This window comes from Vicinamibacterales bacterium (assembly GCA_036012125.1).
Classification (GTDB): domain Bacteria; phylum Acidobacteriota; class Vicinamibacteria; order Vicinamibacterales; family UBA823; genus UBA11600.
Genome location: DASCOS010000017.1, coordinates 20,469 through 39,604 on the forward strand (window position 1 = coordinate 20,469; position 19,136 = coordinate 39,604).

Sequence of the window (19,136 nt, forward strand, 5' to 3'; positions counted from 1 at the left end):
ACAATGTTCAGTGGGGTCACAGATGGTTCAGTCAACAGAACTCGTGCTCAGGGAAGTTGATGCGGCAGCTGATGAGATCGTCGATTTTGCTGCCGAGTTAATCCGTATTCCGACCGTGAATCCGCCTGGGGAGTTCTATCCTGACTGCGCACAAGCGATAGGGGCGCAGCTCCAGGCTTTCGATTTTGACGTGGAGTACCTGGCTGCGGTGAGTCGCCCGGAACACACGAAAGCCCATCCGAGGATCAACGTGCTTGGCCGCCGTCCCGGACGGGCTGCAAGACCACTGTTGCATTTGAATGGTCATTTCGATGTAGTGCCAGCTGGCGAAGGTTGGACCGTCGATCCCTTTAAGGGTCTTGTCCGCGATGGGTGTCTGTACGGCCGGGGTAGTGCTGACATGAAAGCGGGTTTAGCTGCTGCGATTTACGCAGTAGAAGCCGTGCGGCGTGCTGGGGTGGGTCTGCAGGGTACTGTTGAGGTGAGCGGCACTGTTGATGAAGAGAGCGGGGGGCTAGCTGGTGTGGCGTGGTTGGCTGAACAGGGAAAGCTCGACGCGTCCCTAACCGACTTCGTAATTATTCCCGAACCGTTCGGCGTAGATCGGATATGCCTTGGCCACCGTGGGGTGTATTGGTTCGACGTTGTTACGCATGGCCGTACTGCCCACGGCAGCATGCCGTTTCTCGGTGAGAGTGCAATCGTGTCGATGGGTCGTGTTCTGGATGCTATACGCGACGAACTCGCACCGACGCTAGCACGGCGTGTGACCGCCATGCCTGTTGTCCCAGAGGGTGCTCGTCGGCCTACGATCAATATTAATGGGGTGAGTGGTGGTCAGGTCGGTACTCGGCAACCTACGCCATGTGTTGCTGACCGGTGTACGGCAACGTTCGATCGCCGGTTCCTGCCTGAGGAGAATATCAAGGATGTGCGCGAAGAGGTGATTGCCCTATTGGAACGGGTCGCGGTTAATGAGCCTGGTCTTAGATATGAACTATCGGATCGACTTATCGTTGAACCCGTTCAGACTTCGAAGGACTCACCGCTCGTAACCGCCCTTCAGACATCGGTGGATAAGGTAAACGGTCGGTCGGCCACACTTGTCGCTAGTCCGGGGACTTATGATCACAAGCACGTGGCGCGGCTGGCCAGAGTTGAGCAGTGTGTAGCATACGGACCAGGAAATCTTGAAATTGCCCACCAGCCAGATGAGTGGTGTGCAATTGACGATTTAGTGCAGACCACTAAGGTGATTGCGCTCACGATCGTTCGCTTGATCGGTTGACGGTCAGTCAGAGGGAAAAGGTGGCAGGCTGGTATGGACTAGGTGCGGATCTTGTGGTCCTTGTACACACGGGCTTTGTATTCTTTGTGGTGCTTGGAGGCGTGCTTGTCTTTAGGTGGCCCCGTGTGGCGTGGGCGCACTGGCCGAGTGTCCTTTGGGCTGTTGGGATTGAGTGGCGGGGTGCAGTTTGCCCGTTAACTCCACTAGAGAACTGGCTTCTGAGACAGGCTGGTGGTGCTGGTTATACTGGAGACTTCATTCAGCACTACTTTCTTCCGATGCTCTATCCGGTCGGTCTTACGCGAGAGATTCAGATGATTTTGGGTGCGGCTGCCTTGGGCCTGAACGTTGGGGTCTACACGTGTCTGTGGCACTTTCGGCGATCGCAAAATGTAGGATAATGGGGCGTCCGTCGGTGGACGTTCAGGAACATCCACACTCGGCCAATCGTATGTACATTCAGATGCGCCTCAGTGCTGGTGTGCGCATAGCGCGTTTACTCGTCCTGCCAGTCGTGCTATCCGCAATAGCCTGTGTTGCTGACGGGGTGCCGCGTGGTTCGGAGCCAGCTAACCACGAGGTTGCACCTTCAGTGGAATCACCGCTCGGGACGGCACCAGATAGAGGCCGTCCACGCATTATGGTGCTCGGCGACAGCCTAACAGCTGGTTTGGGATTAGCTGCCGACCAAACGTTTCCAGCACATTTGCAGACGATGTTAGCGGTGGCAGGCCAGCCGCATGAGATTGTCAATGCCGGAGTCTCTGGCGATACAACAGCTGGGGGTCTTCGGCGGCTAGAGTGGTCTCTTGCTGGAAACATCCACGTGCTGATCGTGGCGCTTGGAGCGAATGATGGGATAAGAGGATTGCCTGTGGATGCCATGAAAGCTAATTTGGGTGAGATTATTCGTAGTGCTCAATCTCGTGGTGCGTTGGTGCTTTTGACCGGCATGGAGGCACCGCCCAACATGGGCTTGGCCTACACTGAAGAATTCCGAAGAGCGTTTAGCGAGTTGGCCGAGGAGCACGATGTGGCCTTCGTACCTTTTCTGCTAGATGGTGTGGCTGGTCGGGTCGAACTAAACCAGGGTGACGGAATACATCCCAACCCTGAAGGTGCTGCGAAGATTGCCGACCTGTTGTGGCCAACCCTGGTATCGCTATTGGATAACAGTGCAGTCCAATGATTGAACTTCGGAGTGTGTCGAAGACCGTGAAGAGTGGTGACCAGTCGCTCACCATCTTGCATCCACTGGATCTATTTATCCCATCCGGACAATGTGTGTCGGTCGTTGGCCCTTCGGGGAGTGGGAAATCAACGCTTCTTGGACTTATCGCGGGTCTCGACACTCCGACGACTGGTGAAATCCTCATTGACGGCATCGAAATCACTAACCTCGATGAGGATACGATGGCCGGTCTACGTGGATCCAAGATTGGCTTCGTTTTTCAATTCTTTCATCTAATTCCTTCACTAAGTGCTATTGAGAATATTCTTGTTCCACTCGAAATCTCTGGAGCAACGGGTGCTCGAAAAAAAGCCGAGGGGCTTCTGGAGAACGTAGGGTTGCTCGGGCGAGCTCACCATTATCCGTCGCAGCTGTCAGGTGGAGAGCAGCAGAGGGTTGCCATTGCTCGTGCATTAGCTAATAACCCACCGATTCTGCTTGCTGATGAACCGACGGGTAACCTTGATAGCGAGAATGGTCATCACGTTGTCGAAATATTACTCGATGTGAATCGTCGGCTCGGTACGACAGTTGTACTTGTTACTCACGATAACGAACTTGCCGGGATTTCGGAAATCAACTTAGCAATGCGCGATGGACTGGTCGAGCGTAGTGAAGTTGTTCGGTCGCCCGCGCAGACATCACGGGACGACTGACTCGGTAGTTGAGACCAGTTCACTCTTATGCGCACGCACTTCCAGACATCGATTCGCTTTGTGCTTGGGATGATATTTCGAGAGATCCGTGCATCTTGGGTGCGATTGGCATTCTTTTTCGTTTGTGTGGCAGTTGGCGTCGGAGCGATAGTCGGTGTCCGGTCAATCATTCAGAGCGCACGAGCCACGTTGTTACATGAGTCACGTACGCTGCTTGCAGCTGATGTGCTTGTGCAGAGTCGTGAGCCTTGGACAACGGCGGGACGTAATCTTGTTGAGGCTCAACTCAACACCGTACCCGTGCTGGAGCGCATTGAGTCAATTGAGACTACGACGATGGTGCGTCCAGCCGACCCGGCTAAAGCCGTGGCGAAAATGGTTGAGCTTCGTGGAGTCGAACCTGGCTTCCCATTTTACGGTGAGCTGCAGTTGGTTGGTGGCGTCAAGTTCGTGCCCGAGATGCTCAATAACTACGGGGCACTGGTGCGGCCGGAGCTCCTCGCACAGCTAGACATTGAGGTCGGCGATCAGGTCATCATCGGGAACGACCTCTACGAGATTCGTGGGGTCGTTCTTGCGGAACCAGGTCATCAACTGAGTGCTTTCAGTTTTGGGCCCAGAGTGCTGATTGACCACGACGCCCTCGCGCAGAGTGGTTTACTTGGTTTTGGTAGTCGGGCTCGTTACCAAACCCTTATTCGTATCGATGAAGTGTACATCGACCCACTTGTTGAACAGCTGCGGAACGATTTCGAGGGGACTTACCTCAGAGCGTGGTCGTATCGCAGCACCGAGAACCGTCTTTCTCGTAATTTCAAACGGGCTGAGGATTATCTGAGCTTGATTGGCTTCGTAATCGTTATTCTCGGCGGTATCGGAGTGTGGAGTGTCACGCAGGTCTTTATCCAGCAGAAGCTTCGTAGTATCGCAATCCTGAAGTGCCTTGGGGCGAACACATTGCAGCTGCTCTGCGTCTATATGCTGCAGGTGATCATTCTCGCTTTTGGAGGCAGCCTACTAGGTGTAGGGATTGCCAGGGTGATGCTTATGGCAATGCCGACCAACATTGTTGCCGAGTATGGTGACATTACTTATGGGTTAACTGGTTCGGCGATTGTCCAGGGTATTGGCATAGGGCTACTAGTGTCATTCTTATTTGCCCTGTTACCACTTCTTGATGTCAGACACGTGCGACCGTTACTGTTACTCCGAGAGACGGGCGCCAGACTTACCAAAAGAATTGACTGGTTACGCGTAGTCGCGGGCGGCTTGATTATGGTGGCTCTTGTGATAGTGGCTAGCTGGCAAGCTGATTCGTGGCGGGTTGGTGCTTACGTTAGCGGGGGTTTTGCCAGCGTCACGGTCGCGCTTCATTTTGCCGCCGCTGGGTTGGTGCGTGTGGTTACTCCGCTGAGCCGTGCTACTTGGTTTCCACTTCGGCATGCTGTTATTAGTCTTCGGAGACCAGGCAATCAAACCAGGACGATTCTCCTTGCTGTAGGCCTCGGTAGTTTCTTTCTGATTGGCATCAGGGCACTTCAGGTGAATTTACTGAGGGAATTCGCTGTGGAGATGCGTGAGGATGTACCAGATATGTTTCTGCTCGACATCCAACAGGATCAGGCCGATGGGGTACGAGAGTTCCTAGAGACGAGGTCGTCAGGTGAGACGGCGGCGTTATTGCCAGTGTTACGGGGTCGGATGACCGGCGCTGAAAGTTCGGCGCTCAACCTGGGCGGTGCTGAGGATGTTCGGGGTCGAGGTCCTTTGGGTCGTGAGTACGTCGTTACGTACCGTGATGGACTCGAGGAGAACGAGCGATATCTCGATGGTGGCCCGTGGAGTGATGATTTATCAATCACCGAGGTGTCGATCGAGGAGAGCATTCGGGAACGCTTTGATATTGACGTTGGCGATACGATAAGTTTCGAGGTGCTCGGGCGGGTCGTGCGGGCTAGGGTGGCTAGCGTACGCGAGGTGCAGTGGAGCGACACGCGCCGTGGCGGCTTTATGTTCGTGTTTCGTCCTGATGCCTTTGTAACGGCACCACATTACTATATTGCCATGGTTAGAGGGCCAGATGGCGCAGACGACCGAGGTCGTCTGCAGCGCGATCTCGTTGGACGCTACTCGAACATTTCGATTATTGATGTTCGTGATGTGATGGCCTCAGCCAAGGAGATCATTGGTGGCGTTACGCTGGCGATTTCGGTCATAGGTGCGATCACGGTATTTATGGGAGGCTTGATTTTAGTCGGTTCGGTTGCGATGACTAAGTTTCAACGGTTGTACGAAGCCGCGATCTTTAAAACGCTCGGCGCTAATAGTCGTACGATTGCAATGATGCTAGTGATCGAATATGGAGGGTTGGGAATCTTGGCTGGTATCGTGGGTTCAATCGGGGCGGTGGTGCTAACCTGGTCGCTCAGCCGCTACCTACTCGAGATAGCGTGGTATCCAGCTCTTGCTCAGAACTTAGGTGGCGTCATGGGAACAGCGATCGCTGTTGGTGCGGTCGGTGTCCTTTCAAGTCTTGATGTGCTACGTCGTCGACCGTTAGCGACGTTGCGTGCTGAGTAACTAATAATCATTCGGTGCCAGCTTTCATGCCTTTTTGTTAGGTGTGCTGGCGGTGCGCCATTCAATTCCATACGTTATTCCGTGCTATCATGGGGAGTTATTGCCCTGACTAAATTGGGTGCGCTGGAGGTCGCGGATGAACATATCCCAGTACAAAGATGCGTTGTTGCGAAAACGTGCGGAGATCTTGTCAGAAGTTGGCGCCAAGCCACTCCAAACGACAATGGATAACAATACGCGGCAGGGCGATCTGGCTGACCAGGCCAGTGGCAACAACGAAGTTCATATTCGGTTAAAGCTTAAGCAGACCGACGCAAAGATTCTCCAAGCTATCGAAGAAGCACTCTACCGTATGGAGAAGGGTAATTACGGAGAGTGTTTGGATTGCGGTGAGGCAATTGCGCCAGCGCGATTGAATGCCATTCCGTGGACCCGAATGTGCATTACCTGTAAGGAGAAGCAAGCAAGCTGAGCGATCGACCGATTTTTTCATCTGAGCTTCGTCCGGTAGCGGTTGCCCTTGGTAGTAACATCGGTGACCGGACCTCTCATCTGAAGTATGCCGTAGCTCGGCTTGGCTCGCTCTTAGTCGGCATGCAGGTCTCAACTTTCGTCGAGACTCAGCCGGAAGGCGTGGTGTCCCAGCCGGCGTTTTTGAACGCCGCTGTCGTTGGTCAGAGTGCCGAAGCACCAACTGAGCTTCTGACGGCGCTCATGATGATTGAGAAGGAACGGGCGCGGACCCGCCCGTTCCCCGGCGCACCCCGTACACTCGACCTCGATCTCCTCCTCGTTGGTGACCTAGTCAATTCGTCACCAAGCCTTGAGTTACCGCACCCACGGTTCCGGGAGCGTCGGTTCGTGCTTGAGCCACTCTTAGAGATCGCACCTGATATGGTCGACCCGGTGACCGAGCTGACCGTTACTAAGTTGCTGGAGCGTCTTGACTTACGTACTTGACCGATTGTTGATTTCGATTGGGTGGCGGTTGGACCGGCGCCACTTACTCAAACCGCAGTGATTCAATGGGGTCGAGCTGGGCCGCCTTTCTGGCTGGGTAAAAACCGAAGAAGATGCCGGTAATAGCGGCGAAGCCGAATGCCACAATCACTGCGTCGAGAGAGACAGTCGTTGGCCACTCCAGGAACTGCGTGATACCGCGGGAGAGACCGAGGCCAAGGGCAATGCCGATAGCACCGCCAAACAGGCTGAGAACAACTGCCTCAACGAGGAATTGAAAGAGCACGTCTTGACCCTTCGCGCCAACCGCCATTCGAAGGCCGATTTCTCGTGTCCGCTCGGTCACCGATACCAGCATAATGTTCATGATGCCGATGCCACCGACGAGCAGCGACACGCCGGCGATGCTTGCCAGCAGACTGGTCATCGTGCGCGTCGCCTCGCTACGGACGTCGGCCATCTCTTCGAGTGTCCGCACTCGGAAATCGTCCTCGTCCCCGGGGATGAGGTTGTGCTGAACTCTGAGTAGGGCTGAGATTTCGTCTGAGACCGGCACGGTTTGACCGGCCGACATTGCGGACACGGTGATACTTTGAACGTATCGGATGCCGCGAAGCTTCTTTTGAACGGTCGTGAATGGGACGAAGATTGTATCGTCCTGGTCCTCCCCAAACGAGCCTGGCCCCTTCACCGCCATGACCCCGATCACCTTAAATGGCTGCCTGCGGATACGTATTGTTTGCCCCACGGGGTCGGCACCTTCGCCGAATAGCGTGTCACGTACGATTGAGCCGAGTACCGCGACCTTGGCTGAGGCGCTCACGTCACTCGGGGAGAAGAAGGTACCAAACTCCGTCGGCCAGAAGCGTATCAGTGGAAATTCCACGTCTGTTCCTTGAACTCGAGTGGACCAGTTTTGATTCCCCGACACGACTTGAGCACGAATGTTCACACCAGCAGCCACGTATTGCACGCCCTGCACCTGCTCCCGGATCGCTTTAGCGTCGTCAGTTGATAAGGTCGTTGCTGACCCCCATCCGTGGCGGACGCCGCCGGACGAAAAGTTGCCAGCCGACACGCTGATCATGTTTGTGCCTGCTGATGTGATCTGGTCTTCGATCGACTGCTGGGCACCGCTACCCAGTGCCACCATCGTGATGACGGCTGCAACGCCGATGATCAGGCCGAGCATTGTCAAGCTCGTGCGCATCTTATTGCGGCCGAGAGCCTTGAGGCCGATTCTGAGGATCATGAAGAGTGACATGTCAGGTTCCTATAGTGGTTGTCTCACTCGGTTGAGTTGCTGGTTCAACGTCTACGTCCAGCGGTAGCGCTGCCATTTCATCTCGCGCGATCCGCCGCGTTTTGGTTTGATTGTCGGCGACGATTCTTCCATCTCGAAATCCGACGATCCGACTGCCGTATTCGGCGATGGCCTGTTCATGGGTAATGAGTAGTATCGTGATTCCACGGTCAGTGTTCAAAGCCTGGAAGATGTCCATGACTTCGACGCTGGTTCGTGAATCGAGGTTCCCCGTGGGTTCGTCGGCGAGCACGATGGACGGCTCGTTGATAAGTGCCCGCGCGATGGCGACCCGCTGTTGCTGGCCGCCTGACATCTGGTTCGGGTGGTGGTTGGCGCGGTCAGCAAGGCCGACCTCTGTTAACGCGTCCCGAGCGCGCTGTCGTCGCTCAGCGGTCTTCATCCCGTTGCCGCCGTAAAGTAGCGGTAGTTCGACGTTATCGAGCGCCGACGTTCGTGGTAACAGGTTAAAGCCCTGGAAGACGAAGCCGATCTGGCGATTACGGATGACAGCCAATTCGTTCTTCGAGAGCTTCGATACGTCCTTTCCCTCGAGAACATATTCACCGCTCGTTGGCCGGTCGAGACACCCCAGAATGTGCATGAAGGTCGATTTACCAGAGCCCGAAGGGCCGATGACCGACAGGAACTCGCCCGATTCGATATCGATGCTGACGCCGCGTAACGCGCGCACCTCCACTTCACCGAGGCTGTAGGTCTTGACGAGCTTACGTGTCGAAATAATGGGCATTGGTCTGAGGGTCGGTTAGCGTCCAAAGAAGCTGCGACGCTGCGGTATGAGCGGCGAATTGGTCTGACCGGTCGGCCGGGTCAAGGCTCCAGCGGCTAAGGAAATGTTCGTGATCAATTCGGTGCCCGGCGGGATTGCAGGGTCGAGGAGTTCGGTAAACGCGCCGTCCGTGATGCCGAGACGGAGCGCCGTTGGCTTGACGTCACCGCTTGCATAGAGCCACACCTGACCGCGCGTTACCGTCTCTGGTAGAGGGCCAAACAGCGCATCGATCGTTGTTGCGCCGCGCTCCGTGGCTGGAATCGTGTCAGTGGCCACCGGCCTAGGGCGGCGGCGACCGCTGACGTTCGCCTGTTCACCGACTCCGCCCTGACTTGGGCGCCCACCAAACTGCTCGCGCATAGTGGTGCGCTCCTCCTCCGACATGTTCTGGAAGCGTTCCATCATCTGACGGCGTCCCTCGGGGCGGCTCCCTTGGCCATCGCTACGGCCGACCTCTGGCTGTTCGGGCACCGGCTGACTAAGCGCCACGAACATGTCGTCAGTTGGTCGAAATCGCAGCGCTGCGTTCGGAATACGCAGGGCATCGTTGCGGCGGGCAATTTCCAGAGTTACTGTGGCGGTCATGCCTGGCTTCAGCCTTAGGTCCGGGTTTGGTACGTCGATCTGCGTCGCGTATGTTACGACGTTCTCCACGACGATTGGTTCCAGTCTGACCTGTGAGACTAGGCCCTCAAATTCCGAGTCTGGATAGGCGTCAACCCGGAACGTCACGACTTGGCCCGGCCTGATCCGGCCTACATCTGATTCGTCGATGTTGGCGTTGACTTTCATTTTTGTCAGGTCAGCCGCGAGCAGAAACAGGATGGGCGCCTGCATGCTTGCAGCAACGGTCTGCCCGACATCGACGCTGCGAGAAATAACGATACCGTCGATGGGCGAAGTAATGATCGTGTGTTCGAGGTTCACATTCGCCTGGTTCAACGAAGCTTCAGCTTGAGTCATCTGCGCTCGTGAGGAACGTAATTGCGCCTCGGCCAATCGGGCTTCGACCTGCGCCGCCTCGAGCTCGCTTGCGGGTATTAGACTACGGGCTGAGAGACCCTCAGCGCGTGCGAGTTTTGTTTCGGCGTCATCGATGGCTATCGTCAGCCGCTCAACATCCGCCTGTGCCCTGATCAGGTTGGCCTTGGATTGTTCCACTTGCGTCTCGAACAACGACGGGTCCAGCCGCGCGATTACCTCATCAGTTCTAACGATTGAGTTGAAATCGGCGTAGAGCTCTTGAATCTTTCCGGAGACTTGGCTACCGACCTGGACCGTGGTCACTGCTTCGAGTGCGCCGGTGGCGCCCACGCTGTCGATGATGTCGCCCGTGGAAACAGTCGCCGTCCGCACTTCGGGCACGATGTCGGGCTGCCGCAAGTAGGTATAAACTCCCGCACTTATGACTACACTGGTCAGCAATAGTAAGGTGAGCGTCCGCTTCATAATGCTAGTTGCCTCCGCCTGACACGATAATGATACTACCTTGGGTTAGCGAGGTCTGCTGGGCCCGATCGAATTCGATCCGGGATTTCTGGTGGTCTAGAATCGTTTGAAGCTCGGCTCGCTGGGCGTCCGCCAAGTCGCGTTGCGCCTGGACAACAAAAAAGTTGGTCGATGCTCCGACTTCAAATTTGCTCTGCTCGGCGTCGAGCTGTTGCCGAGCTAACTCACGAGCGGCGGTGGCCGCTTCGATCCGCCGCAACGAGCTTTGGATTTGCAGCCCGGCATTCGTGACTTCAGTTGCGATTTGCAGCTCCATCTGCTCGATCTGCGCCTGCGTCTGTTTAGCCTGTATCTGGGCGCGGGCGTATGACGCTTCGGCGGCACTCTGGCCGAGTGGGTAGCTGAGTGTCATCGACACGTTCCACGCAGGGAAATCGTTGCCGATGAGCTGGTTCAGCGAGTCTACGTAGCCCCCTGGAAGGACACTGCCGACGTCACCGCCGAGACCGGACCGGACGAATTGGGTGCCGCCCAGGCCCTGCAGGGTATAGGACGCGCGGACGTCCAACGCTGGCAGCGTTGTGTCACGCGCCGCACGTAGGTTGATGTCATTGATGTCTAGCTGACGGCGAGAGCGTGCGATGTCAGTCCGTTGTGCGAGCGCCGCCCGGATCGCCTCCTCAATGTTCACCGGTGAAGCGTCGAAGCGAGGCCGGTCGACAGGCACGACCTCGGCCTCCCATAACAGGTCGTCGGTACCGTTGACCAATAATCGCTTCAGGATGAGCGCCGCTGTGCGCCGCACTTGCAGTGTCTCGGCCAGAACCTGGCGACGTTGCGCAGCTTCGGCCTGGGATTGAATGATGTCGATCGGCGCAAGAGTCCCGAGCTCGACACGAGCTTGGTTATCCGTAATGAGATCCTCCGCCAGTTCGACGAACTGCTCCTGCACGTTGATTGCCTCCGAAGCGATCACGAGATCCCAGTAGGCGCTTCGTACGGCCGCCTCGGTGTTAGTAATCAGTCGCCGCAAGTCGATGTCTGAGAGCTCCCGGGAAAGCTGTGTCACTTGCAGCCGCTGGCGGTTCGAATCGATCTTGAAGCCCCGCAAAAGCGGTTGTGTGTAGATGACATCGACATTCGAACGGTAGCTTGGGTTGAAGCTGGAGAAGATACTGGTTGTTGCGTTTCGGTTGTTACTCCAGGAGGCATCAATTGAGGCGCCACCCCACTTGAGTGCCTTCGTGAGGCCAGCGTTGTAGGTGGCGGTGTCGCTGACAACGCGCTGGCCACCATCTAGTTGGGTTACCGAAGGTTGAGCACGGGAAGTGGTGCCGATGGTCGAATCGAAGGTGGGCGAAAAAGCAGCCTGGGCCGATGCGATGTCGAGGTCGGCAATTTGCGGGTTCAATTGTTGGACGGCGATGTCGAGGTTGTTTTCGAGCGCGCGGCTCACCGCCTCATCGAGGGTCAAGCGGACGGTCCGTGCCGCAGGCGGCGTCTGCTCAGAGGCGGCCTGTTCGACCAATTCAGCAATGCGTGCTTCGAGAGGTTCTTGGGCACCGGACGTTTCGACCACTCCCACCAGCACGAGTACGAACATGACGAGCTTCATTAGTGTTCCTTCCAGGTGGACGTTATCGAGATTAACAATTTCTTGTCCGTCCACCCCATATGGGAGAGATTCTTCAAATTCACTAGGACCGCCAAAGTGAACCCATCATAAGTAGGACGACGGATTGTCCTTTGGGGCCTTCTTGTTCATCGGGAAATCTTCTCGAATCGAGCTCTAATTACGGGTAAGTTGTTCTAAACGAAGAACTACCTGCCCAATAATATTGTTTGGTGTTGAGGCCCCAGCCGTCAAGCCAATGGTAACTTCACCGGTTAGCGGCAGCCATTCCTTAACGGTAACTTCCTGTTTGTCTCGGGACTGCGACAGGTTTGAAAGTGGACCGCTGACTGGCCGGTGATGAATCTCCGCCAATGAGGCTAGAGACTCGGCATCAGCGATGTGATAGGTAGGAAGTTTCGCAGTGCAGATTCTCGCCAAGTTTCTAGTGTTACTGCTGTTATAACCACCGACCACGATCATCAGATCGAGTCGTTCGGAGCCAACAAGGTTCTGCACGGCGTCTTGGCGATCTTGCGTGGCACTACAGATTGTGTCAAAGGCACGGTAGTGAAAGTCGAGTTCAGCCTCCCCGTACCGGTCGATCATGGCCTGACGGCACATTTCACCAATTTCCAGCGATTCCGACATCAGCATTGTCGTTTGATTGGCTAATCCAATTCGCTCTAGGTGTTGATCGGGGTCGAATCCCTTAGAGGCTGTATGCTTGAACTTCTCCAAGAATTTGTGGCGATTCCCTCCAGACCGCGCATAGTCGCAGACAAGTTGTGCCTGGTCGCGGTCCAGGACGACGAGAAACCGTCCATTAGGGTAATTCAGTGATTGGGAGGCAGTTGCCTGAGTTTCCTCATGATGCACCTTTCCATGGATAAGTGCGGTAAAGCCATCTTTGGCGTACCGTTCAACGTTCTTCCAGACGTTGAGTACCGAACCGCAGGTAGTATCAATGAGCGTGCATCCGAACTGATCGTATTTGGCCAATTCGTCAACGGTCACCCCGAAGGCAGGAATAATGATTACAACTTCAGGTCCAAGTGGCTCTCGCGGTTCGTGCGGGTCGCTTAGGAACCGAATGCCAGCGGTCCGCAACTTATCGTTCACGTGTGGGTTGTGAATGATCTCACCGGTAAGATAAACGGTTCTCTTAGGGAACCGCATGCGAGTTTGGTACGCATAGTCAACTGCGCGATCAACACCGTAGCAAAATCCAAATTCCTTCGCGAGGCGGACTGTGAGTCGGCCTCGTGTTCTCTGGAATCCATGGCTAATAATTTCATTAACGATTGCACTATCGTAATCCTCAGCGAGCGCTGGGGCGACGGCTTCGTTCAGGTCGAGACCTTTTCTGAAGATCACTGATGGCACGTGAATCTGACCTCGATAGTTACCCTAATCCAGAAGCTTAATTATATTTCACTGAGGGTCACTTCAGGCCAGAACGTGTAGTCGTATTCTGTCGACCAACTAAGGATTATCTTAAATCTTGGACGGTGTGTGTGGAGGGTTGCACCGGTGCCCCTTGTTTTCCCCATTGCGCTTGGGCAAGCTGTTGGAGGCGTATCCCAGTGTAGTAGTGCCGAAGAATCTGATGGAAGGGCTCACCTTGGTCAGCCAAGGCCATGGCGCCAACTTGGCAGAGGCCCACGCCATGGCCGAAACCGGAACCGGTGAAATTAAATTGTTTGCCAACAAGGTCGACGTCGAAGCGTGTGCTACGGACGGTTCTTGGACCGAAACTTGCGGTTATCACTGCACGTAGTTCTTCGCCACGAACCATTGGGGCGAACTCGCCATCGAGAATAACGCGCTCGGCTCGGCCGGCAATATCTCGCTGAACGACTTCAATCCGGCTAAGCTTAGCGCCCACGCGGGTACGGTTATCGCGGTTGAGTGCGTTGCGAAGTTCATCCACTGGGATATCAAATTGCCATTCACGGTGCACATCCTCTGCTGCGTCGATCACGGCGAGTAAATATGGGGGCGTAGGGCCTCCCCAGACGGTTCCGGCATCGCTCGTGTGACCACCACAGTCAGAGTGGAAGAGTGCTTGGATCGGCTGGCTCTCATGAGTGATAACCACGCCTCGCGTCTCAACTGATGCCGCTTTGGCGACAATTTTGAGTCGTGTGGGGTATTGCTGAGGTGAACGATAGACCTGACAGTGGGTCTCTGAGCAAAGGTCGAATTGTTCACTGCGGTGCCGGCCGAGGTTGGCGACGGCATAGGTGCGAGCCAGTACCGCTTGGAGGCGAGCGACGTTTGTCATCGCATTACCTGACAGTCCACCGAGGGCCGCTTCGGCCAGAACCGAACCAACAATGTAGTCCTCAAGTTTAAGCGCGACGACCTGTTTACGGTTTCCATCTGTGATTTGGATGCGAACGACTTGATCCACCAACGGAGGATTAACAGATGGCGGGGTATGGGATGGCAGCATCGGCGTTGATGCGCACCCAGCCACGAGGAGTGCAATGCCGCTCAGACCCAGGGGCCCCACCGACATACGCCAGGGCGGCGAGATTAGAGGTTGTGCGACCATGCTAGTCTTCGTATCGGCTTCTTTCTGGCGAGAGAATAGTGGACAGGTAAATGTGGCGATGTCTGATAGCTAGTTGACTTCGTCGAATTAGCACAGATACGATCACTCGACGTACGTCTACCGTTGTGTTTCTTCTAGAGGTCGAAGTAAGTAGGCCAGTGTGAGTCAGTTTATTCACTTAATCAACCCGTCGCCGAGGACTTCTTTGTAGTGAACCAGGCACAGCCAGTCTGTGGACTTGACGCTCACGGTATTAAGAACCCGTCTGCCGTTCACTGGAATCAAGATTTAGCACTACTCGTTGAGGATGCGGTTCGACGGGGCGAAGGCGTGATCGCTAAATCTGGCCCCCTTGTGTGTACAACAGTGCCCCACACAGGCCGGTCACCGCAGGACAAGTTCATCGTCCGCGAAACGTCTAGTGTTGACAATGTCTCTTGGGGCACGGTGAACCAGTCTTTAGAGCCGGAGTACTTTGACAAGCTATACGAGGATCTAACGATACATCTTGATGGGCGGGAATTATGGGTGCGAGATGGGTATGCGGGAGCGGACCCAGAGTACCGCCTCCCTATTCGTGTTGTGACCGAAACTGCCTGGCATAGCCTGTTCGCGCATCATATGTTCATTCGTGAGGAAGACCCTGCACGCCTTGCTGAGCACATTCCTGAGTTCACTGTTCTAAGTGCTCCGTCATTCACTGCTGTTCCTTCCCGTCACGGAACGAAGTCAGGGACCGTGATAGTCATCCATTTTTCGAAGCGGCTTATATTGATCGCTGGGACCGCCTACGCTGGTGAGATTAAGAAATCGATTTTCACGGTGATGAGCTATCTACTTCCACTGAGGTCGGTTCTTCCGATGCACTGTTCGGCTAATCGAGGTGCTGATGGTGACACGGCGATCTTCTTTGGGTTGTCAGGAACTGGCAAGACAACCCTGTCGAGCGATCTTAACCGTCGCCTAATTGGGGATGACGAACACGGTTGGTCAGGTGACGGCATCTTTAACATTGAGGGTGGTTGCTACGCCAAGCTAATCCGCTTGTCGGCTGAGGCCGAGCCTCAAATCTATGCGACCACCCAGCGGCCCGGCACCCTTCTTGAAAATGTGGTTCTTGATCCAGAAACTCTTCAACTTGATCTTAACGATGATACGCTGACTGAGAACACGCGAGGCGCCTACCAGCTTTCATACATCGACAATTACCTACCTACTGGTCGAGGCGGACACCCGCGGCATCTGGTGATGTTGACGGCTGACGCTTTTGGCGTTGTGCCACCACTGGCTAGGTTGACGTCCTCAGCAGCCATGTACCATTTTCTTTCTGGTTATACCGCGAAGGTTGCAGGTACCGAGGCGGGTGTTGCGGAACCGAGTGCAGTTTTCAGTACATGTTTTGGGGCACCGTTTATGGTGTGGCATCCGACGGTATACGCTAAGCTCCTCGGTGAACGGATCGCGCAATATGGTACGACTGTCTGGTTGGTCAATACGGGCTGGACCGGTGGCGTATACGGCGTTGGTTCCCGGATGCCGATCAGGTATACGCGGGCGATGATCTATGCTGCACTGTCGGGTGCACTTAACGATGTCCAGTATATTGAAGACCCAGTTTTCCACGTGGACGTGCCGACTTGCTGTCCGGGCGTACCCAGAGAGCTCTTAACACCTCGTAATACCTGGGCTAGGCCGGAAGACTATGACTTGCAAGCTGCGAAGTTAGCCGTGATGTTTGGAGACAACTTTAAATCGTTTAGGTCACTCGTCGAACCAGCGGTGGCGGCGGCGGGCCCACAGGTCTAGTCGTGAACCTCTGGTATTTTGGGTGTGGAGATCCCCAGTGCCGACCGAATATGAACCCATAATTGGCCTCGAGATTCACGCTCAACTGTTGACCCGCACAAAGATTTTCTGCGGTTGTAGCACGAAGTTTGGCACACCGCCTAACACGCATGGCTGTCCGGTATGTTTGGGCTTACCGGGGGCCCTTCCCGTTCTAAACCGGAGTGCAGTTGAATTGGGAATCCGGGCAGCGATGGCTCTAGATTGTCAAATCGAACTGGAATCCGTCTTTGCTCGAAAGAACTACTTCTATCCAGATCTACCAAAGGGCTACCAGATATCCCAATACGAACTACCGTTGGCCACTGGCGGTCATTTATCCTTACACGAATCCGGAACGGACGTTGGAATTACGCGCATTCATCTCGAAGAAGACGCTGGCAAGTCTTTACACGAAGGGTTCCCAGATTCTGACCTAAAGTCTCACGTTGACTTCAACCGTAGTGGTGTTCCGCTTATAGAAGTTGTCACGGAGCCTGACATGCGATCAGCGACAGAAGCGAAGAGTTTCTTCACGACCCTTCGGGAAATTCTGGCCTCTTTGGATGTCAATGATGGCAATATGGAAGAGGGTAGCCTTCGATGCGACGCGAATGTTTCAGTTCGTCCCATCGGTCAATTGGCCCTAGGTGTTAAGACTGAGGTGAAGAACCTTAACTCATTCCGATTTCTCGAACGAGCCATTGAGTACGAGATTAGCAGACAGATCGATGTGCTGAAGAGCGGTGGACAAATCACTCAGGAGACGCGTCTCTGGGATACTTCCGCGGATCGTACATTAGTAATGCGCAGCAAAGAGGAGGCCCACGACTACCGCTATTTTCCTGAGCCGGATTTGCCATTGTTACGGATTTCCGAAGATTGGGTGGATGAGGTTCGCCGGTCACTTCCGGAGCTTCCGTCTGCGACACGTGTGCGTCTAGTAGAGAATTATGGGCTGACTACTGAACAGGTTGAGCAGCTCACGCGGGTTAAGCCTCGCCTGGTCACTTATTTCGAAGAGGTCGTGAAGGCTGGCGTTTCACCAATAATCGCGATTAACTGGTGTCTTGGTGAGTTAACACGGAACCTCAATGAACGTCAGGTCGACAAGCTAAAGGTGATCAGCCAGCGGGTGCCGCCGGTCGCTCTAGCGAAGCTTATTAATCTTCTTGAAAGCGGCACGATTAGTGGAACTATCGCTAAGGAAGTGTTTGAGAAGATGTGCGGCACCGGGGAATCCGCTGAGGTGATCGTTGAACGAGATGGGCTAGCACAGATTGACAGCGTGGAGATGCTCTCCGATACCGTAAACGAGATATTGACACAGCATCATGATGCGGTCTCTCAGTACCGGTCAGGTAAGAGTGGTGCAATCGGATTTCTCGTTGGTCAGGTCATGAAGGCCACTCGAGGGAAAGCGAACCCAAAGCTTGTAAATGAATTGCTTCGGAAAGCGATCGAAGGATGAGCCGCTACTTAAATGGGTCTATTAGATCACCGTGGGTACATTAAGTGTGACGGACTTCCTCGATTCAGTTTGGAGAGGTCTGGCCAGTACTTCTCTGACAGCGCAGTTGTAGCGCTCTGTCATTAAATCCTTTAAATTCCTCACGTTTGGCAGCATTATTGTTGTCCGTAGAGAGATCCGTTTGACAGTACTCGACTGTGGATCCTAAACTGATAAAAATGCCGCGAGACTGGCGAGGAGTCACATGGTAGACGGCCTCGGCCTCCGCGCGCACCCACGTGTCATCCCTGCGTCGGTGCGCTCAGAGTTCTACCGGGAAGAGTTCGCCAAACATAGGCGGTGTTTACAGCAGCAGAGAGAATATTTTTCTGAGAGTGCGGTCACGGAAGCTGAAACGGCACTCTCAAGGATCCTCGTGCAACTTGAGTGGCTCTGTTCTCAGGATGAAGCCAACGAGTTGCTTGGTTGTCTGCTTCGGCAGTTCGACAAGGTCACCGGTGTGTCGGCTTTGTCGGATCCGCGTAAGGTCCACTGACAGCCCGCTTTTCGGCTTTTTATCGAGTTCTATTAACTGCGAAAAAGTGGTGTGCCAGCACGCACTGGCGTAGTAGGAGTTTTTGGCCGATTGGCCTTGGACTCTAGCTTCTAGGTGATTATCTTTAAATGACCGATTCCGACGATTTACTCGCACGTATTCGTAGACGTGTCGTTCGTCCGGCAACAGTCCGGGAGCTTGAGCAGGCGCTCCGGTTACCCCGCGACCAACGCCGGTCATTTGAGCGTCGTCTCAAGAAGCTCGTGGCATCTGGCACGTTGGTACGCATTAGGGGAAAACGTTACGGATTACCTGAGAAAATGAACCTTATCGTTGGTCGGGTTCATATAAACCCCCGCGGCTTCGGCTTTCTAACGCCAGAATCGACAAGCGATTTTGATCAAGATATCTACATTGCCGGCACCAATCTTCATCAGGCAATGCACGGCGATCGTGTAGTCGCGCGGATTGAGCGACGGGTTCAACATGAACGAATTGAGGGTCGGATTGTCAGGATTCTCGAGCGGAGAACCACCACGTTGGTAGCCCGTTACGATTCCGACGAGTCTGGCCTTAGCTTCGTCGTGCCGTTTGACCGTCGGATCATTATGGATGTGCACATTCCTTCTACCGACCGAGGTGGTGCGAAACCTGGAGAAATTGTTGTTGTTGAATTAACCCGATGGCCAACCGCAACACGGAACCCAGTCGGCCGAGTCATTGAAGTGCTTGGAGACTTGGATACGCCTGGCGTCGATGTCGAGATCATGTTGCGAAAGCACGGTATTCCAGATGTGCACGGGCCATCGGCTATTCGCGAGGCTGAGCGCCTTGGCGCGAAGGTGCGCGACCGCGATTGCCGAGGCCGGACTGA

The 19,136-nt window shown here is 54.8% G+C and carries 17 protein-coding genes; 11 read left to right on the plus strand and 6 right to left on the minus strand.

What is annotated here, in order from left to right; genetic code table 11:
- The first annotated feature begins 22 nt into the window (after window positions 1-22).
- The 7 genes from QGH09_06915 (at window position 23) to folK (ending at window position 6,715) form a co-directional block, all read left to right on the plus strand.
- Window positions 23-1,288 carry an acetylornithine deacetylase/succinyl-diaminopimelate desuccinylase family protein gene (locus QGH09_06915; GenBank protein HJO17911.1) on the plus strand — a complete coding sequence of 422 codons (1,266 nt, stop codon included), beginning with the start codon at window positions 23-25 and terminating at the stop codon, window positions 1,286-1,288.
- A 20-nt stretch (window positions 1,289-1,308) separates the two neighbouring features.
- Window positions 1,309-1,689 carry a DUF2784 domain-containing protein gene (locus QGH09_06920; GenBank protein HJO17912.1) on the plus strand — a complete coding sequence of 127 codons (381 nt, stop codon included), beginning with the start codon at window positions 1,309-1,311 and terminating at the stop codon, window positions 1,687-1,689.
- A complete protein-coding gene (locus tag QGH09_06925; protein ID HJO17913.1) occupies window positions 1,689-2,477 on the plus strand; it encodes an arylesterase in 789 nt (262 codons plus the stop codon). The genes QGH09_06920 and QGH09_06925 overlap by 1 nt, the downstream gene beginning before the upstream one ends.
- Window positions 2,474-3,175: an ABC transporter ATP-binding protein gene (locus QGH09_06930; protein HJO17914.1), complete on the plus strand. Its 702-nt coding sequence runs from the start codon at window positions 2,474-2,476 to the stop codon at window positions 3,173-3,175. The genes QGH09_06925 and QGH09_06930 overlap by 4 nt, the downstream gene beginning before the upstream one ends.
- A 27-nt stretch (window positions 3,176-3,202) precedes the next feature.
- Window positions 3,203-5,755: an FtsX-like permease family protein gene (locus tag QGH09_06935; protein HJO17915.1), complete on the plus strand. Its 2,553-nt coding sequence runs from the start codon at window positions 3,203-3,205 to the stop codon at window positions 5,753-5,755.
- 136 nt (window positions 5,756-5,891) lie between these two features.
- The gene (locus tag QGH09_06940) at window positions 5,892-6,227 is read left to right on the plus strand and encodes a TraR/DksA family transcriptional regulator (protein HJO17916.1); all 336 of its coding nucleotides are present in this window, start codon (window positions 5,892-5,894) and stop codon (window positions 6,225-6,227) included.
- A gap of 11 nt (window positions 6,228-6,238) precedes the next feature.
- A complete protein-coding gene (gene folK, locus QGH09_06945) occupies window positions 6,239-6,715 on the plus strand; it encodes a 2-amino-4-hydroxy-6-hydroxymethyldihydropteridine diphosphokinase (GenBank protein HJO17917.1) in 477 nt (158 codons plus the stop codon).
- A gap of 43 nt (window positions 6,716-6,758) precedes the next feature.
- On the opposite strand, the gene QGH09_06950 is transcribed toward folK, so the two are convergent.
- From QGH09_06950 to QGH09_06975, 6 genes are all read right to left on the minus strand, one after another.
- Window positions 6,759-7,979, minus strand: a complete 1,221-nt coding sequence (locus QGH09_06950) for an ABC transporter permease (protein HJO17918.1) — start codon at window positions 7,977-7,979, stop codon at window positions 6,759-6,761.
- Window position 7,980: 1 nt separating this feature from the next.
- Window positions 7,981-8,769 (minus strand): ABC transporter ATP-binding protein, encoded by a 789-nt coding sequence (locus QGH09_06955; protein ID HJO17919.1) that lies wholly within the window; start codon window positions 8,767-8,769, stop codon window positions 7,981-7,983.
- Window positions 8,770-8,784: 15 nt separating this feature from the next.
- Window positions 8,785-10,260, minus strand: a complete 1,476-nt coding sequence (locus QGH09_06960; GenBank protein HJO17920.1) for an efflux RND transporter periplasmic adaptor subunit — start codon at window positions 10,258-10,260, stop codon at window positions 8,785-8,787.
- Window positions 10,261-10,264: 4 nt separating this feature from the next.
- Window positions 10,265-11,875: a TolC family protein gene (locus tag QGH09_06965; GenBank protein ID HJO17921.1), complete on the minus strand. Its 1,611-nt coding sequence runs from the start codon at window positions 11,873-11,875 to the stop codon at window positions 10,265-10,267.
- Between the two features lie 174 nt (window positions 11,876-12,049).
- Complete coding sequence (locus tag QGH09_06970; GenBank protein ID HJO17922.1) at window positions 12,050-13,258, minus strand: 4-hydroxy-3-methylbut-2-enyl diphosphate reductase; 1,209 nt, start codon at window positions 13,256-13,258, stop codon at window positions 12,050-12,052.
- A gap of 106 nt (window positions 13,259-13,364) precedes the next feature.
- On the minus strand, window positions 13,365-14,432 hold the full coding sequence (locus QGH09_06975) for a SpoIID/LytB domain-containing protein (protein ID HJO17923.1): 1,068 nt from the start codon (window positions 14,430-14,432) through the stop codon (window positions 13,365-13,367).
- A 210-nt stretch (window positions 14,433-14,642) separates the two neighbouring features.
- On the opposite strand from QGH09_06975, the gene pckA reads away from it, so the two are divergent.
- The 4 genes from pckA to QGH09_06995 form a co-directional block, all read left to right on the plus strand.
- Complete coding sequence (pckA, locus tag QGH09_06980; GenBank protein HJO17924.1) at window positions 14,643-16,238, plus strand: phosphoenolpyruvate carboxykinase (ATP); 1,596 nt, start codon at window positions 14,643-14,645, stop codon at window positions 16,236-16,238.
- Between the two features lie 37 nt (window positions 16,239-16,275).
- Window positions 16,276-17,727: an Asp-tRNA(Asn)/Glu-tRNA(Gln) amidotransferase subunit GatB gene (gene gatB, locus QGH09_06985; protein ID HJO17925.1), complete on the plus strand. Its 1,452-nt coding sequence runs from the start codon at window positions 16,276-16,278 to the stop codon at window positions 17,725-17,727.
- A gap of 244 nt (window positions 17,728-17,971) precedes the next feature.
- Complete coding sequence (locus QGH09_06990; protein HJO17926.1) at window positions 17,972-18,262, plus strand: hypothetical protein; 291 nt, start codon at window positions 17,972-17,974, stop codon at window positions 18,260-18,262.
- A 128-nt stretch (window positions 18,263-18,390) separates the two neighbouring features.
- Window positions 18,391-19,136 (plus strand): hypothetical protein (locus QGH09_06995; protein ID HJO17927.1); only part of this gene is annotated, 746 nt, incomplete at its 3' end.

What these genes read in the sequence shown, in the direction of transcription:
- QGH09_06935 (HJO17915.1), top strand. Translation starts at nt 3,203, where the DNA reads ATGCGCACGCACTTCCAGACATCGATTCGCTTTGTGCTTGGGATGATA.
- QGH09_06960 (HJO17920.1), bottom strand. Translation starts at nt 10,260, where the DNA reads ATGAAGCGGACGCTCACCTTACTATTGCTGACCAGTGTAGTCATAAGT.
- QGH09_06990 (HJO17926.1), top strand. Translation starts at nt 17,972, where the DNA reads ATGGTAGACGGCCTCGGCCTCCGCGCGCACCCACGTGTCATCCCTGCG.
- QGH09_06955 (HJO17919.1), bottom strand. Translation starts at nt 8,769, where the DNA reads ATGCCCATTATTTCGACACGTAAGCTCGTCAAGACCTACAGCCTCGGT.
- QGH09_06925 (HJO17913.1), top strand. Translation starts at nt 1,689, where the DNA reads ATGGGGCGTCCGTCGGTGGACGTTCAGGAACATCCACACTCGGCCAAT.
- QGH09_06975 (HJO17923.1), bottom strand. Translation starts at nt 14,432, where the DNA reads ATGGTCGCACAACCTCTAATCTCGCCGCCCTGGCGTATGTCGGTGGGG.
- QGH09_06940 (HJO17916.1), top strand. Translation starts at nt 5,892, where the DNA reads ATGAACATATCCCAGTACAAAGATGCGTTGTTGCGAAAACGTGCGGAG.
- QGH09_06915 (HJO17911.1), top strand. Translation starts at nt 23, where the DNA reads ATGGTTCAGTCAACAGAACTCGTGCTCAGGGAAGTTGATGCGGCAGCT.
- QGH09_06950 (HJO17918.1), bottom strand. Translation starts at nt 7,979, where the DNA reads ATGTCACTCTTCATGATCCTCAGAATCGGCCTCAAGGCTCTCGGCCGC.
- QGH09_06965 (HJO17921.1), bottom strand. Translation starts at nt 11,875, where the DNA reads ATGAAGCTCGTCATGTTCGTACTCGTGCTGGTGGGAGTGGTCGAAACG.
- QGH09_06930 (HJO17914.1), top strand. Translation starts at nt 2,474, where the DNA reads ATGATTGAACTTCGGAGTGTGTCGAAGACCGTGAAGAGTGGTGACCAG.